The organism is Leuconostoc lactis KCTC 3528 = DSM 20202 (assembly GCF_014651235.1).
GTDB lineage: Bacteria > Bacillota > Bacilli > Lactobacillales > Lactobacillaceae > Leuconostoc > Leuconostoc lactis.
In genome coordinates, this window is record NZ_BMWM01000001.1 from 182307 (window position 1) to 196450 (window position 14144).

Annotated in this window: 12 protein-coding genes, 1 tRNA gene and 1 pseudogene; 2 read left to right on the forward strand and 12 right to left on the reverse strand. The window is 44.3% G+C overall.

Annotated features, from left to right (window positions below):
- Window positions 1-30 precede the first annotated feature (30 nt).
- The gene (locus IE039_RS00860) at window positions 31-570 is read left to right on the forward strand and encodes an LURP-one-related/scramblase family protein (RefSeq protein WP_048699996.1); all 540 of its coding nucleotides are present in this window, start codon (window positions 31-33) and stop codon (window positions 568-570) included.
- 59 nt (window positions 571-629) lie between these two features.
- Here IE039_RS00860 and IE039_RS00865 read toward each other — a convergent pair whose 3' ends face one another.
- The 9 genes and pseudogenes from IE039_RS00865 to IE039_RS00905 form a co-directional block, all read right to left on the reverse strand.
- Window positions 630-1346 carry an ABC transporter ATP-binding protein gene (locus IE039_RS00865; RefSeq protein WP_048699998.1) on the reverse strand — a complete coding sequence of 239 codons (717 nt, stop codon included), beginning with the start codon at window positions 1344-1346 and terminating at the stop codon, window positions 630-632.
- On the reverse strand, window positions 1343-2125 hold the full coding sequence (locus tag IE039_RS00870) for an ABC transporter ATP-binding protein (RefSeq protein ID WP_189428561.1): 783 nt from the start codon (window positions 2123-2125) through the stop codon (window positions 1343-1345). Before IE039_RS00870 ends, IE039_RS00865 begins: the two co-directional genes overlap by 4 nt.
- Window positions 2100-3071, reverse strand: coding sequence for a branched-chain amino acid ABC transporter permease (locus IE039_RS00875; protein ID WP_189428562.1), 972 nt, complete (start codon window positions 3069-3071; stop codon window positions 2100-2102). The genes IE039_RS00870 and IE039_RS00875 overlap by 26 nt, the downstream gene beginning before the upstream one ends.
- A gap of 4 nt (window positions 3072-3075) precedes the next feature.
- Window positions 3076-3954 (reverse strand): branched-chain amino acid ABC transporter permease, encoded by an 879-nt coding sequence (locus IE039_RS00880; RefSeq protein ID WP_189428563.1) that lies wholly within the window; start codon window positions 3952-3954, stop codon window positions 3076-3078.
- 11 nt (window positions 3955-3965) lie between these two features.
- A pseudogene (locus IE039_RS00885) lies at window positions 3966-5138 on the reverse strand (ABC transporter substrate-binding protein).
- Between the two features lie 24 nt (window positions 5139-5162).
- Window positions 5163-6305: a PTS sugar transporter subunit IIC gene (locus IE039_RS00890; protein ID WP_189428564.1), complete on the reverse strand. Its 1143-nt coding sequence runs from the start codon at window positions 6303-6305 to the stop codon at window positions 5163-5165.
- Between the two features lie 371 nt (window positions 6306-6676).
- On the reverse strand, window positions 6677-7306 hold the full coding sequence (upp, locus tag IE039_RS00895) for a uracil phosphoribosyltransferase (protein ID WP_010003513.1): 630 nt from the start codon (window positions 7304-7306) through the stop codon (window positions 6677-6679).
- 103 nt (window positions 7307-7409) lie between these two features.
- On the reverse strand, window positions 7410-8783 hold the full coding sequence (gene brnQ, locus IE039_RS00900) for a branched-chain amino acid transport system II carrier protein (protein WP_010003514.1): 1374 nt from the start codon (window positions 8781-8783) through the stop codon (window positions 7410-7412).
- A gap of 5 nt (window positions 8784-8788) precedes the next feature.
- On the reverse strand, window positions 8789-9577 hold the full coding sequence (locus IE039_RS00905; RefSeq protein ID WP_146976480.1) for a 2-keto-4-pentenoate hydratase: 789 nt from the start codon (window positions 9575-9577) through the stop codon (window positions 8789-8791).
- A 327-nt stretch (window positions 9578-9904) separates the two neighbouring features.
- On the opposite strand from IE039_RS00905, the gene IE039_RS00910 reads away from it, so the two are divergent.
- Window positions 9905-9977, forward strand: a tRNA-Arg gene (locus tag IE039_RS00910).
- 35 nt (window positions 9978-10012) lie between these two features.
- Here IE039_RS00910 and IE039_RS00915 read toward each other — a convergent pair.
- The 3 genes from IE039_RS00915 to ileS form a co-directional block, all read right to left on the reverse strand.
- The gene (locus tag IE039_RS00915) at window positions 10013-10636 is read right to left on the reverse strand and encodes an ECF transporter S component (protein WP_189428565.1); all 624 of its coding nucleotides are present in this window, start codon (window positions 10634-10636) and stop codon (window positions 10013-10015) included.
- Window positions 10637-10748: 112 nt separating this feature from the next.
- Window positions 10749-11075: a PTS sugar transporter subunit IIB gene (locus tag IE039_RS00920; RefSeq protein ID WP_010006176.1), complete on the reverse strand. Its 327-nt coding sequence runs from the start codon at window positions 11073-11075 to the stop codon at window positions 10749-10751.
- A 135-nt stretch (window positions 11076-11210) separates the two neighbouring features.
- Window positions 11211-14003, reverse strand: coding sequence for an isoleucine--tRNA ligase (gene ileS / locus IE039_RS00925; RefSeq protein WP_189428566.1), 2793 nt, complete (start codon window positions 14001-14003; stop codon window positions 11211-11213).
- Between the last annotated feature and the right edge of the window lie 141 nt (window positions 14004-14144).

The window sequence follows — 14144 nt, forward strand, 5'->3', positions numbered from 1 at the left end:
TCGTGTTAAAATAAGGTCAAAGAGGTAATCATGTTAAGGTACTATCTTCGACAACGGTATAGCATTGCAGATGGCGTGAACATCGTCTTTGATGAGCATTTTCAAGCCTGTTATTTAGTGTCCGGACAGTCTGGTAAAAAACACGACGAACTACAAGTACAAGATATGTGCGGCAATGTTTTAGTGCGCATTGAGCAAACATCGTATGGTATTTTACCACGCTTTATTCTCAAATATCGTGGTCATACCGTCGGTTCAATTAGTCTAACCTTCGGGCATTTAGGTGATATTGTCTATGTCCGGCAGCTTGGTTGGCTGATTTCCGGTAACTTTATGGTTGGCCGTTACCTTATTACCCACAATACCAAAAAATTGCTCAGTGTCAAACCCGAAATGCGTCCCGACGGGATCTATAATCAACTCAACATCACATTTGAGTCCCAAACACCCGTTCTGATTGCGATTGCCGCCTTACTCGACATTTGGGGCACGAAATCCCATATGCTGTTCAAATTTAAATGGTTACCTGATCAGAATACACATTATAAGTTGACTTATATGCATAAATAAATGTTAAAAAGCAATCTCAGTCATCCAGAGATTGCTTTTTTTATGCACAGTAGCCTAGTTTAACCCCCTAGATAAGCGGCTCGAACATCACTTGATGCGAGTAATTCTGCACCAGTCCCAGTGGCCATAACTTGGCCACTCTCCAATACATAGCCTCGATCTGCTATTCTAAGGGCTTGGTGGGCATTTTGTTCAATCACTAACACCGTGACGCCGGTTTGGCGAATTTGTTGGATAATCGCAAATATTTTTTGGATATAAAGTGGTGCTAACCCCATTGACGGCTCATCCAGCAAGATAATTTTTGGTTGCGCCATTAAAGCTCGCCCAATTGCTAACATTTGCTGTTCACCGCCAGATAAGGTCGCTGCATCTTGGTTTTTTCGCTCAGCTAAAATTGGAAACAGGGTAAAAACATGCGCCAACGTTGTCGTTAGCTGTTGTTTGTTATGCACAGTATAAGCGCCTAAGCGTAAATTCTCCAACACACTCATCCCAGGAAAAACATGACGCCCTTCCGGGACCTGCACAATGCCCTGTCGCACACGGGTTTCAGAAGACAGCCCCTTTAAGTCTTGGCTATTAAATAACATCTGGCCAGCCACTGGTTTTTCTAAGCCAGAAATACCACGCAGAATCGTACTTTTACCCGCACCATTAGCGCCAATCAACGTCACAATTTCACCACGGTTAACGACAAAATTAACCTGTTGCACGGCTTTAATAGGCCCATAATGAATACTCAGATTGGTGACTTGTAAAATCTGCTCGGTCATGACACGTCCTCTCCTAGATAAGCCTTAATCACAGCCGGATGCTGTTGGATTTCACTTGGCGTCCCACTTGCTAAGACTTTACCGTACTCGAGCACATAAATACGTTGACTAATCGCCATTACCAGGTTCATATCATGTTCAATCAAAATAATTGTCATGTTAAACTGCGTCTGGACCTGTTGAATTAAGTGCGTCAAAGCCTGTGTTTCTTGTGGATTCATCCCCGCAGCCGGTTCATCTAAAAATAAAATTTTGGGTTCAGTCGCCAGCGCGCGAACTATTTCCAGACGACGCTGTTGCCCATAAGGTAAATTACCCGCCAATTCATCAGCAACAGCAGTCATATCAAACATTGCCAGTAGTCCCATTGCCCGTTGTTTTTTATGCGCTTCTGTTTGATAAAACTTAGGCGTTCGCAACAACGCCCCAAGTGTTTGGGCCTGACTTGTTGTCGTCATCGCAATCAATACGTTTTCCAGGACGGTCCGGCTGGTAAACAACCGAATATTTTGGAAAGTTCGTGCCATCCCGCGTTGAGCGCGATGATGCGGCGCCAAGCCATTTAAGTTTACTAATTGCTGGCCATCAAACATCGTCACCGTTCCGGCAGTCGGTTGATACACACCAGTTAAGAGATTGAACAGCGTGGTTTTACCTGCACCGTTTGGGCCAATTAACCCAATCAATTCATTATCATGTGCTTCAATATTGACCTGATTGACGGCAGCTACACAACCAAAGGCAATACTTAAATCATGCGTTTTTAGAATGGTTGTCATGCTCGCCCCCTGTATCAAACAATAACGCTTTTAACGACAATTCAGCTGTTCCCAGCAATCCCTTTGGTCGGAAAATCATGACGACAGTTAAGACAACAGCGTAAATGACCATACGGAGCGGTCCAAAATTTTGTAAGACAACGTCCAGCATCCCCAAAATAACCGCTGTTACAACTGTGCCACTCATAGAGCCAATCCCGCCTAACACCACAATAATCAAAATAGTAATGGTTTGCATAAAGGTATAATCTTGTGGGGAAACCGACTGAATAAAACTAGCCCGGAGACCACCCGCCAAGGCAGCCAACATCGCCCCAATCACAAAGGCAATCACTTTATACTTTGTCGTATTGATGCCAAGTGAGGCGGCAGCAATTTCATTATCACGCACGGCAATAATGGCTTGTCCGGTCGTGATCCGTACAAAGTTCACAACTAAGACAATGACGACGACGCTCAAACCAAAGACCATCTGCCAATTGACAAAATTAGGAATACCAAAAATACCAGCCGGTCCACGCGTTATTTTCAGGTTAATAATCACGATTCGAATAATTTCAGCGACACCAAGTGTTGCAATCGCCAGATAATCACCCCGCAGTCGTAAAGTGGGGATGCCAACAAGCAACGCGATGACACCACTAATGCCCATCCCAATGATCAAACTCAGGCCAAAACCTAAAATATTGGGCACCGCACTGGCAATCAACGCCGTGGCATAAGCGCCCACGGCCATAAAACCAGCATGGCCTAACGAAAATTGCCCCGACATGCCAATCACTAAATTCAAGCCCACTGCCGCAATCACGTTAATGCCGATTAAGACCAAAGTGGTCAACCCATACTGGCCAATCACCCCAACAATGGTCATCACCTCAATCAGGACAAAAATCATCCCAGCCAAACCGGCCCAACTTAATGTATACTTCAAATGTGTTCGATCCATCGTACTACACCTTTTCTCGCCCCTGATTACCCAAAATACCAGTCGGTTTCCAGAGTAAAATCAGAATTAAAATCCCATATACCACGGCATCTTTGTAATCAGATATGCCAACAGCTTGCGTTAAGGTTTCTAAAATACCAATGAGCCAACCACCTAATGCGGCACCAGGAATTATTCCAATTCCACCAAGAACAGCCGCCACAAACGCTTTAATCCCTGGCGTCATGCCCATCAACGGATCAATATTGTTGTAATAAAGGCCAATCAGTACCCCACCCGCAGCTGCTAAAGCTGAGCCAATAGCGAAAGTAAATGAAATGGTGCGATTAACATTAATCCCCATCAACACTGCAGCTTCTTGATCAGCCGAAACGGCACGCATAGCGCGCCCCATTTTTGTTTTTTGGGCAATCAGTGTCAACGCTAACATCAATATCACTGCTGTGACAATAATCAGTAGTTGAATATTCGAAATTTGCAGCTGGCCAACATGATATTGTACGGTGGCAATCGCTTGTGGAAAAGCACGCTTATCCGAACCAAAGGCGTAACTCATCCCATTTTCGAGTAAAAACGAGACCCCTAAAGCTGAGATCAAGACAGCAATACGGGGTGAATGCCGTAATGGTCGATAAGCGACTAATTCGATTAACACCCCCACATCGGCACTCACAATCATCGACAGGATGAGGGCCACAAAGAAGTTCAGGTGCCAAATTTTGATGAAAAAATAGCCAAAGTAAGCGCCCAACATATACACATCACCGTGTGCAAAGTTAATTAACTTGATAATGCCATAAACCATGGTGTAACCCAAAGCCAATAACGCATAAACACTGCCCAATATCACACCATTTAGCAGCTTTTGTAGAATACTTGCCACAATTCAGCCCCTTATTTCACAACCATTGCAGTTGTATCTTTACCATCAGTCACACCAACCATGACAATTGACTTTTTGGGATTATGGAACGCATCCATCGTCATCTTCCCCGTCACGCCATCAAAGTTTTTGATATGCGCTAATCCGGTTGTAATTTTGGCACGATCAACAGATTTTGCATCTTCAATCGCTTGCTTAATCATGTAAACGGCATCATAAGCCAGTGCCGTAAATTGTGATGGTGCTTCGCCATATGCCTTCTTGTAAGCCGTGACAAAAGGTGTTGCTGCATCTGTAGCAGGTGCCTGCGTTGAAAAATGCGCCGCATAATAGACATTAGACGTATTTTGATTACCAGCAATTTCTGCCAACTTTGGGTCACCCAAACCGTCAGGGCCAATCACTGGTACGTTAATGCCCATGTCACGTGCTTGTTTCAAAATAGCACCAGCTTCTGTGTAATAGCCATTAATTACAATGGCATCAAACTTCTGATCTTTAATTTTAGTCAACATGGCTTGGAAATCTTTATCTCCGGCTTGGTAAGATAGCGTGTCTACCACATGACCCTTGTAGGCTTTTTTGAAAGCTGCCGTAATGCCTGTCCCATAATCTGATGAATTATCTTGGAAAATAACAACATTTTTTGCTTTCACTTGATCATCAGCAAATTGCGCCATCTTAGTGCCCAAATAAGAATTTTTAAATTGCGCCCGGAAGACATAAGGTTGTACTTTGCCATCTTTTTACACTGTAATGCTATCTGCCCCAGCAGTTGGGGACATCATTGGGGTTTGCCCTTTAGTGGCGGCTGGTATGGCTGCTTGCGTAGCCGCTGTTGTCACTGGTCCAACAATGGCATTCACTTTGTCATTGTTGATTAAACGCGTTGTGACCGCTGCTGCTTCCGTATTGTCTGACTTACTGTCTTTATTAATCATTTCAACAGTATAAGTTTTGCCATTCACCTTAATCCCACCAGCAGCGTTAATCCGCTTCACGGCAAAGTTTGCCCCTTTTTGTTCCGCCTCACCATAAGCTGATGCATCACCAGAGGTGTCAAACACGCCACCAATTTTGATCACCGAACGCGACGCGTTGGCTGATTTTTTCGTCATGCCAATGCCGATGACAGCCCCAATAACAACGACAAATCCCACAATGATTACGATTATTTTTTTCATTACTGTTCCCCTTAGCACAATGGCTTAGATCATTTCCAAATGCAATTGGTTTGGTTTTGCCCAGCCCATCTTGCGCATCAAACGGTAGCCAACAAAGGATACCACCATTGGAATGGCAACGCCGATGACCATATAAGCCGCAAACGCGATTGGGTTCGACCCGGCCAAAGCCAATGGGACGATAAATGAGTTAAAGCCAATACCTGCCATCGCAAATGGTGCTGTCACATGAAAGACCATCGTTGCAATAGGCGCTGCAATCGCTGCCCCTACCATTGGTGGGATAATCAAAGCTGGATTTTCGGTCAAGTTTGGGAACTGAATTTTTGGTGTCACGATACCTTGAGCGATTGTAGCCCCAATCTTATTTTCATGAAATGACATTGCTGGGAAGCCAACAAATACTGCAGTTGTCCCAATCAAAATGGCACCGGCGGCTTCTGGAGAGGTTACCCCAGTAGCCCCAATCGCTACAGCCAAAGCCGCAGCGGATGCGGGCGTCATTGTCAAGGCCCCAAAAACCATTGCCACAACTGCTGTCCCGATAATTGGACTAATAGCAATACTTGCCGCAATGAATTGCCCAACTGCTACCAACGCCGGTGTGGTAATCATGGCCAAATAGTAACCACTCACCGTGCCCACAATTGTAGTAGCCGCTGGTACAATGACCATATCTAACGGCGTCTTACCACTCAACCATTTACCAAAGACAACTGCAATCACCGCGGCAAGCACGGCAGAAATCGGTTGACCGGTCGTAATGATTGCTGAACCAGCCGCTTGTGAGCCAGCATAACCAGTAGCTGTTACCCCTTGCACGGCAGATGAGCTAAAGAACACCGCATTAGCCCCAACAGTTGAAGCAGCCATGGCACTAAACATCACCATTGTATTGGTTTTCATTTGTGACGCCACCGCAGCTCCAAAGGCGGCTGGCAACATAATTTTCGTGATTGCGCCCATTTGCACCATTGGCGCCCAATTAATAAATCCCGCAATGGTTTGTAACAACAATTCCATTCCCAACGTGACCAAAATCGCATTGGATACTGCTGCTGACGTATTATAAACGAGTTCGCGCATTGACGCCTTGGCTTCAACCGCTTTTTCTTGGATATGTTCTGTGTCCACTGGACTTGCTGCTGTCATTGCATTTTGTGCCATAATCTTAATTCCCTTTCATTTACACTTCAATTGAGCCGTGCAATCATCGGGAACAAGAAAACGCCCCAACGATTGCTCGTTAGGACGTTTTCACGTATTTTTTCCTAACCGGCCACTACACTTTGTAAAAGTCTAGTAGCTGATTTGCTCAAATAACAACCTACTAGACTCAGATGAGAAGGAGGTTGAGGAGGAGTGTGTGGTTAACTTGCTTACTAAATGTTTGTGTCATGAGCGTTCTCCCTTTTGAGCAATTACTTGCTTGTTTCTTGATGAGTATTACTATACACAACTCAAAAAATAATGTCAACACTTTTAATTTAATTCATTTTATTTTAATAAAAAAAGACTTGCAAGCAAGTCTTTCAAAATTACATTGTCCCAAACAAACGATCGCCGGCATCTCCGAGACCTGGCACAATATAACCATTTTCATTTAAGCCATCATCCAGTGAACCAGTATAAATATCCACGTCTGGATGTGCGTCTTGCACGGCTTTCACCCCTTCTGGCGCTGAAACTAACGTAATCAACTTGATGTTTTTGGCCCCGCGCTTCTTTAAAGCAGAAATCGCATCCTTGGCCGAACCACCTGTTGCTAACATTGGATCAACAAGCAAGACATCACGTTGGTCAATATCTTCTGGTAACTTGATGAAATACTCCACTGGTTCCAAAGTTTCTTCATCACGATACATACCAATATGGCCAATTTTTGCGGCTGGAATGAGTTGCACAATCCCATCAACCATGCCCAAACCAGCACGCAGAATTGGTACAACCGCCAACTTCTTACCAGCTAATTGCTTCTTCGTTGTCGTTGCCACGGGTGTTTCAATCACCACATTTTCTAATTGTAAATCACGACTTGCTTCATAAGTCATGAGCATTGCAATTTCGTCAACCAGTGCACGAAAATCTTTTGTGCCCACATTCTTTTGACGAATCATTGTTAGCTTATGTTGGATCAAGGGATGATCCATCTCAACAAATTTTCCCATGATAATCAATTTCGCGGGTAAAACAAACCTACCACGCGTTCCTTCCAATTAGTTACTGTGTCTATTATAACAAAAAAGCCCCGATATGGGGATTTTCTAAAGGTTAAAACGACTCTTCAACTTTTACTGCCACGCTGGATTTTTGCGTGATTTGGGCAAAACTATAAATGCCAAGACCAACGAACGTCCCAACAGCAGCTGGGACGAACCAGCCAAATCCCAAGGCTGAAAATGGGATCAATTGATGGTAAGTATTCACGACTTGTTGTGCCAACCGACCGGACATAAAGGGAGAACTAGCCAAGGCATCTAGTAGCGCTGGTAAGGCGACAAAGCCCACCACACTACGGTAGACAACCGGTGCGTAATTGAAATATTTTGCCGTCAGCGATAGCATAATTAACACCAGTGAAATTGGATATAAAAACATTAAGACAGGGACTGACCAAGCCACAATGTTTGTCAAGCCTGCATTCGCTGTGACAAATGACCCAAAGGCGATGACCCGCAAAAACCATAAATAACTCACTTTTGGAAATACCAAATGCATATCTTGGGCAAATGAGACAAATAAACCCATCGCCGTGGTAAAGACAGCCAATGTCACCACAACGCCTGTCAAAGCCGTCCCAAAATTACCAGCATAATGGGCAACAATTTGGGCAAAAGCGTCGCCACCGTTAGCAGCGGCCTTAAATTGTCCTAAACTCGTCACCCCGAGCAATACCAATGCGGCATATAATACCGCTTCCGCCACAATACTGAGTAAACCGGCTTTTGCCAACACTTGCGAGACTTGGGCATCACGGAAGCCTAACGCTTTCACGGCATAAACTACCGAAACAGCTAAGGCTAATAATGCAATGCCATCCATGGTATTATAACCATCTAAAATACCTTGAAAACCAGCATGAGCTTGATACGTTGCACTCACCGCTTGATGCGTACTTCCCATTGGCATCACGAGCGCCAACAACAAGACGACGAGCAACAAGGCGAGAAACAGTGGATTCAAATATTTCCCGACCCACTTCATCAAACCAGATTGTTTGACCGTTAAATAGTATGCTAACCCGAAAAATGCGCCTGAAAATAACAGCATGCCGAGCCCTTGATCTTTTGGTGCCAAAAATGGGGCAACCCCCATTGAAAAGGCGGTTGCGGCTGTACGTGGTGTGCCGAAAAATGGCCCAATCGTCAAATGAATGGCAACCAGAAACGCCAAGCCAAACCAATGGCCAACCGGCTTGGCAACATCATAAACACTCCGACTGTGGGTGACACTGACAGCTAGCATAGCGAGAAACGGCACCACCGTCCCTGTCACTAAGAAACCAAGCGTTGCTGGTAGCCAATTACCACCAGCGAGTTGGCCTAACTGGACTGGGAAAATCAAATTACCAGCCCCGAAGAACATTCCAAAGATTAATGAAGCAATCAAAACTAATTGTTGCCAGGTTAATTTTTTATTTGTCATGTCGCTTACTTTCCTTTCACGTTGACGACAACTTCACCAAAGCCACCAGTAAAAGTGGCGCGCCATTGACCAGCGGTGAGTTGTGGTGGCAATAAGAATGTTCCCGTTGACGCCTTTGTCCCTGCTGGGAAGTCTTTGCCTTGTGCCGCTAATTTGCCCACTAACCATTGCAATGCCAACACGGGATTGTCCAACACCGCTGCCCCTGTCCCTTGCGCAACCACCGTATCATTATGGGTGAGTGTAGCTTGCACATCAGCCAATTCGGCAACCGTTAAGGTTGCACCATCGCGGTTGTCACCGGCAACTACTGCGCCACCTACTGCACAGTCACTCAAAACAAGGTACTTATTTAAGGTCGGAAACCAATCCTTAAAACGGGCGTCTGGTACTTCTAAAGCTGGCGCAACCCAGGTATTTTTCAGTAAGGTTTCGGCAGACATATCAGGTGTTAAAGCCACTTTCGCGGTAAAGAGTAACTCGACTTCAACCAAAGGTTCATTAAAATCGGTTAACTGTAAGTCAGTGCCAGATGGTAAAAATTTATCCGCCACCTGTGCCCCATACAACGGCGCATCGGCGGCAAACATCGCTTGCGTCTCTGGTGACGTAAGTGATACTTTATAGCCAGCCGTGGGCACGCCTTTTTGTGCCATAACGGCATCTTGTACCTGATATGCCGTTTCAAAGTCCGCAACGACGTCCACAAAATCTGCTTGATCCAACGGCGTGTGCTGTTGATAAGCCTCAAATAGGTGCTGCGCCAGGGTCGCTTGTTCGTCAGTTAATGTCATCTTTTTCCCTCCACTGAAATAAAACAAAAAGACACGCTGCAATAAAATTGCAGCGTGCCCGTAACGGTAATCAGCTGCCTATCAATCTTACATTGATAGGCACCACAAATTGTCAGCACCTATCACGAGATAATGATAATGCTGATAATAATTTGTGTATTTGTTTGTGCTGATAAGGTCATGTGATATTTCTCTTCTATATTTAATAATTACATTAAAACACACTCACAAAACATTGTCAACCTATCATTTAAACGTTTAGCAGGCTGGCTTTTGCGCGAGCATCATTTTGTTTTTCAGTCAAATTACGGTATAATATGATAGTTCGCACTAATAGTTTAACGGGATAAAACGGGGACCTCCTAAGTCTTTGCTCCCAGTTCGAGTCTGGGTTAGTGCATGAAAAAAGCTGTGGCTCGTATTAGCCACAGCTTTTTATTTTGTTCTACCAGTTAGGCCTGCACGCTCAGCAATTGGCACAATCACGTTACCAATCACCATAACGAGAATACAGCCCACAATAATTTCAAAAATCGCATTAAATGACACAATGCTAATTAACCAGCTTAGCAAATTGTGGTTTGGAATACCCGTGAAGTTCGTCTGCATCACGGTGAAGCCAATTGCGGTTAATAACACCACGCCAACCGTATTGATCAAAGCTGCTAAAATCCCTAACAACCCTAAACCAAGCGTACGCACCGCAACGGGGCGTTGCCGCAAGAATCGGTCAAATAACCAGCCGATAATCAACCCGACTAAAATGCGTGGTAACAAAGCCGTCAGTGGGTTTTGAAACATTAACGAACCAATTGTCCCAGGATGTGTTAACGCATTGAAAAACGAACTTATTCCCCAAAAAAAGCCAACAATCGCCCCATATTTTGGTCCTAAAATAATCCCTGCAAGTGCCACCGTAAACTGGACAATCGTCGCACTAGCGCCGATAACAAAAGCCCCTAATGGCATCGTGCCTAACCAGGGCACCAGTGTTTGGACAAATACAATTGCCACAAACAAAGTCGTCATAATATAGTATTTCGTTTTTTGATTTGTCATAATTTATCAGTTAAAGCGTCACCTGTTTAACTGCCCTCCTATATGATAAATCTATTGTATCTCATGTTATATGTTGAACACAATGTTTAGACACGACGTCTCACATGCACGGCTAAGTAGCCAGCAACTGTTCGGCTATTAACAAGATGTGATCACCAGCCAGTTGCGTATAATCAGTTAACTTAATCACCGCTAATGGCACCCCAAACTCATCGGTTAGACGTTGCATTTCTGCCTTAAGATAAGCCAATTGGGGTGTCAATAAGACAATATCTGGCTGCACCGCACGCAATTGCTCGTCAACATGGGAGTGGGAAGTCACAACAATCGTATAGCTTTTTTCTTGTGCCGTGGCTGCTTTTTTTATTGCCGACACCAGTCGGGTGATCGTTGGCGTCTGATCACCAACTAACAGCAGTTTCTTGTTACCCATGGCCATGTGATGTTATCTCCTTCATGCTAAAGCTTATCATTTTAAATCCAGTATAGCGCGATTTTTAGCAAAAAGTAAGCGCTAACATGATTAATTGTAACAAAAAAAGTTACGAGACAAAATCGTAACTTTTTAAGCTAGTTATTCAAAACCTTCGGTTAATGCTTCCGGATAGAATTCACGAATAATTTCTGCTTCGTACTTTGATAATTCTGGGAAAGCTGGATCAGCACCCAAATCTTCGTGATACATACGATCACGTGGTGACACACCGCCGGCCGCATGAGTGACCTTAATCCGAACACCATCATAAGACTTGGCATCGCCAGCTTGTGCTTCGTCTTCGATGTGCAACTGTGATACCATCAACAAAAGTCGTACATCGGCGTTAAGATCAGACAACATTTTTGCCTGTTCAGCGGTCAAATACAACGTCAACGCTGCTTCTGCGTTCTTACCAATCAATTCAGCTGATCGTGCTTCTTCTAATGCCTTATTGACGGCATCACGCATTGTCATAAAGGCAGCCCAGTTGGCCAATAAGTCACTGGTATCTCCAAGATCTTGCACTTCTGGCATTTCTGATAAGTAAGCGAATGCTGCTGTTTCATTTGGCAAGTATTCCCATACTTCTTCAGCTGTATGTGGCAAAATTGGCAACATCAACTTCGTCAATGCCAACAATGTTTCGTAGAAGACGGTTTGCATTGAGCGACGCGCATGACCCGTTGGTGCTTCAACGTAGACAACGTCCTTGGCAATATCCAAGTAGAACGCTGACAAGTCAACGTTAACAAAGTTAATCATCCGCTTAAAGATATCGTTAAATTGATAGTTATCGTAATAACCACGAATATCCTTGACAAAGTCGTTTAACAAGACTGAGAAGTATTGATCATGGCCAGCACGGTCGGCAAATGGCACAGCATCTGTTGCATAGTTAAAGTCAGAAGTGTTGGCCATCAAGAAACGCAATGTGTTACGTAGCTTACGGTAACTTTCAGACACTTGCTTCAAAATGTCGTTTGACACTGGCATATCTTGTGAAGTGTCCACAGAAATTGTCCACAAACGAAGAATTTCAATCCCCATTTGATCCGCCACATCAAGTGGTGAAATTGTGTTCCCTAATGACTTTGACATTTTGTTGCCGTTACCATCAAGCGTAAAGCCTTGTGATAACACATTTTTATATGGTGCATGACCAGTTGCCGCCACTGACGTGATCAATGATGAGTTGAACCAGCCACGGTACTGATCTGATCCTTCCAAATAAAAATCAGCTGGATAATCAAGCTGTTCACGCGTGTCCATGACCCCTGCCCAAGATGAACCTGAATCAAACCACACATCCATAATATCTTCTTCCTTAGTGAAGATACCATTTGGTGAATGTTCATTGGTGTAGCCTTCTGGCAATAAGTCTTTTGCGTCATGTTCAAACCAATAGTTTGAGCCATACTTTTCAAACAAATCAGCAACATGATTAATCACTGCTTGATCAAGAATTGGTGTTTGATCTTCCGCATAGAAAATTGGCAATGGCACACCCCAGACACGTTGACGTGAGATAACCCAGTCACCACGGTCACGAATCATGTTGTACAAGCGCTTCTTACCCCATTCTGGGTAGAAATTCACGTTGTCCAATTCATCTAAGATATTTTGACGGAACTTTTCAACTGAGGCAAACCATTGTGGCACGGCACGCCAGATGATTGGCTTCTTTGTCCGCCAGTCAAATGGATAAGAATGGGTAATCTTTTCCTTGGCCAAGAAAACATTGGCTTCAGATAATTTGTTAATCACAAGACCAACGACGTCATCATAGAACTTACCTTCAAAGTCTGCACCAGCATTCTTAGTCATGTAGCCCTTTTCGTCAACTGTCACCGCAACTTCAAGACCGTATTCTTTTCCAACGTTAAAGTCATCTTCACCAAATCCAGGTGCTGTATGAACTAATCCAGTACCAGAATCGAGCGTGACGTGATCCCCATTCATCACCAGTTCTTCAACGTCTTCATCCCATGGGTGATAAGCTGTGATACGGTCTAATTCACGGCCCTTGTAAGTAGCGAGTACTTCATACTTGTCCCAGCCAAACTTAGGCGCAATGGCTTCTAATCGACCGGCTGCCACGACGAATTTACGCGTTTCCCCTTCGGGTTGCACCACAACATAATCCATGTCAGGGCCAAGCGTGATACCACGTGAAGCTGTTACCGTAAATGGTGTTGTCGTCCAAACCACTAAGTACGTAGCTGAATCAAGAATACCCTTGCCATCTTTCACGCGGTTCGCATAATAAAGTGACGTTGAATCAATATCATGATATTCAATTTCCGCTTCAGCCAAGGCTGATTCAGACGACCATGACCAATAAACCGGCTTTGAGCCCTTAAAGATGTAACCCTTACCAGCCATTTCACCAAAGACGCGAACTTGCGCGGCTTCAAATTCTGGTTGTAGCGTAATATAAGGGTTTTCCCAATCGGCCATAATGCCTAAGCGCTTAAAGTCTTGGCGTTGCTTATCAACTTGTTCTAAGGCAAAGTCCTTGGCCAAATCACGCCAAGCGGCCTTTGGCATTGACTTGCGATCGTGGCCGGCTTTGGTAAGTTGTTGTTCGATTGGCAAGCCATGCGTATCCCAACCTGGTACATATGGGGCATAGAAGCCCGCCATATTCTTATAACGGACAATAATATCCTTTGAAATTTTGTTCAAAGCGTGACCCAGGTGAATATTCCCATTGGCGTACGGTGGGCCATCATGCAAATTAAAATGTGGCTTTGTTTCGTTTTGTGCCAAACGCTTTTGGTACAAATTTTCATCATACCACTTTTGTTGGCGTACTGGTTCTGTCTTAGGCAGTGACCCACGCATTGGAAAATCAGTTTTTCCTAAGTTCAATGTGTCTTTATATTTCATCAATTGTCTCCTATTTGATTTTTTTCAAATGATAAGCCATAAAAAAGCGTCCCTAGGCAAATGCCTAGGGACGCTTTCGCGTGGTACCACCCAACTTCGGGTGCATAAAACACCCCTCAAGTCAGTGTTAACGATCTGCAC

Excerpts from the sequence above, each read along its gene's own strand:
- IE039_RS00860 (WP_048699996.1), top strand. The coding sequence starts at position 31 with ATGTTAAGGTACTATCTTCGACAACGGTATAGCATTGCAGATGGCGTG.
- IE039_RS00865 (WP_048699998.1), bottom strand. The coding sequence starts at position 1,346 with ATGACCGAGCAGATTTTACAAGTCACCAATCTGAGTATTCATTATGGG.
- IE039_RS00870 (WP_189428561.1), bottom strand. The coding sequence starts at position 2,125 with ATGACAACCATTCTAAAAACGCATGATTTAAGTATTGCCTTTGGTTGT.
- IE039_RS00875 (WP_189428562.1), bottom strand. The coding sequence starts at position 3,071 with ATGGATCGAACACATTTGAAGTATACATTAAGTTGGGCCGGTTTGGCT.
- IE039_RS00890 (WP_189428564.1), bottom strand. The coding sequence starts at position 6,305 with ATGGCACAAAATGCAATGACAGCAGCAAGTCCAGTGGACACAGAACAT.
- upp (WP_010003513.1), bottom strand. The coding sequence starts at position 7,306 with ATGGGAAAATTTGTTGAGATGGATCATCCCTTGATCCAACATAAGCTA.
- brnQ (WP_010003514.1), bottom strand. The coding sequence starts at position 8,783 with ATGACAAATAAAAAATTAACCTGGCAACAATTAGTTTTGATTGCTTCA.
- IE039_RS00905 (WP_146976480.1), bottom strand. The coding sequence starts at position 9,577 with ATGACATTAACTGACGAACAAGCGACCCTGGCGCAGCACCTATTTGAG.
- IE039_RS00915 (WP_189428565.1), bottom strand. The coding sequence starts at position 10,636 with ATGACAAATCAAAAAACGAAATACTATATTATGACGACTTTGTTTGTG.
- IE039_RS00920 (WP_010006176.1), bottom strand. The coding sequence starts at position 11,075 with ATGGCCATGGGTAACAAGAAACTGCTGTTAGTTGGTGATCAGACGCCA.
- ileS (WP_189428566.1), bottom strand. The coding sequence starts at position 14,003 with ATGAAATATAAAGACACATTGAACTTAGGAAAAACTGATTTTCCAATG.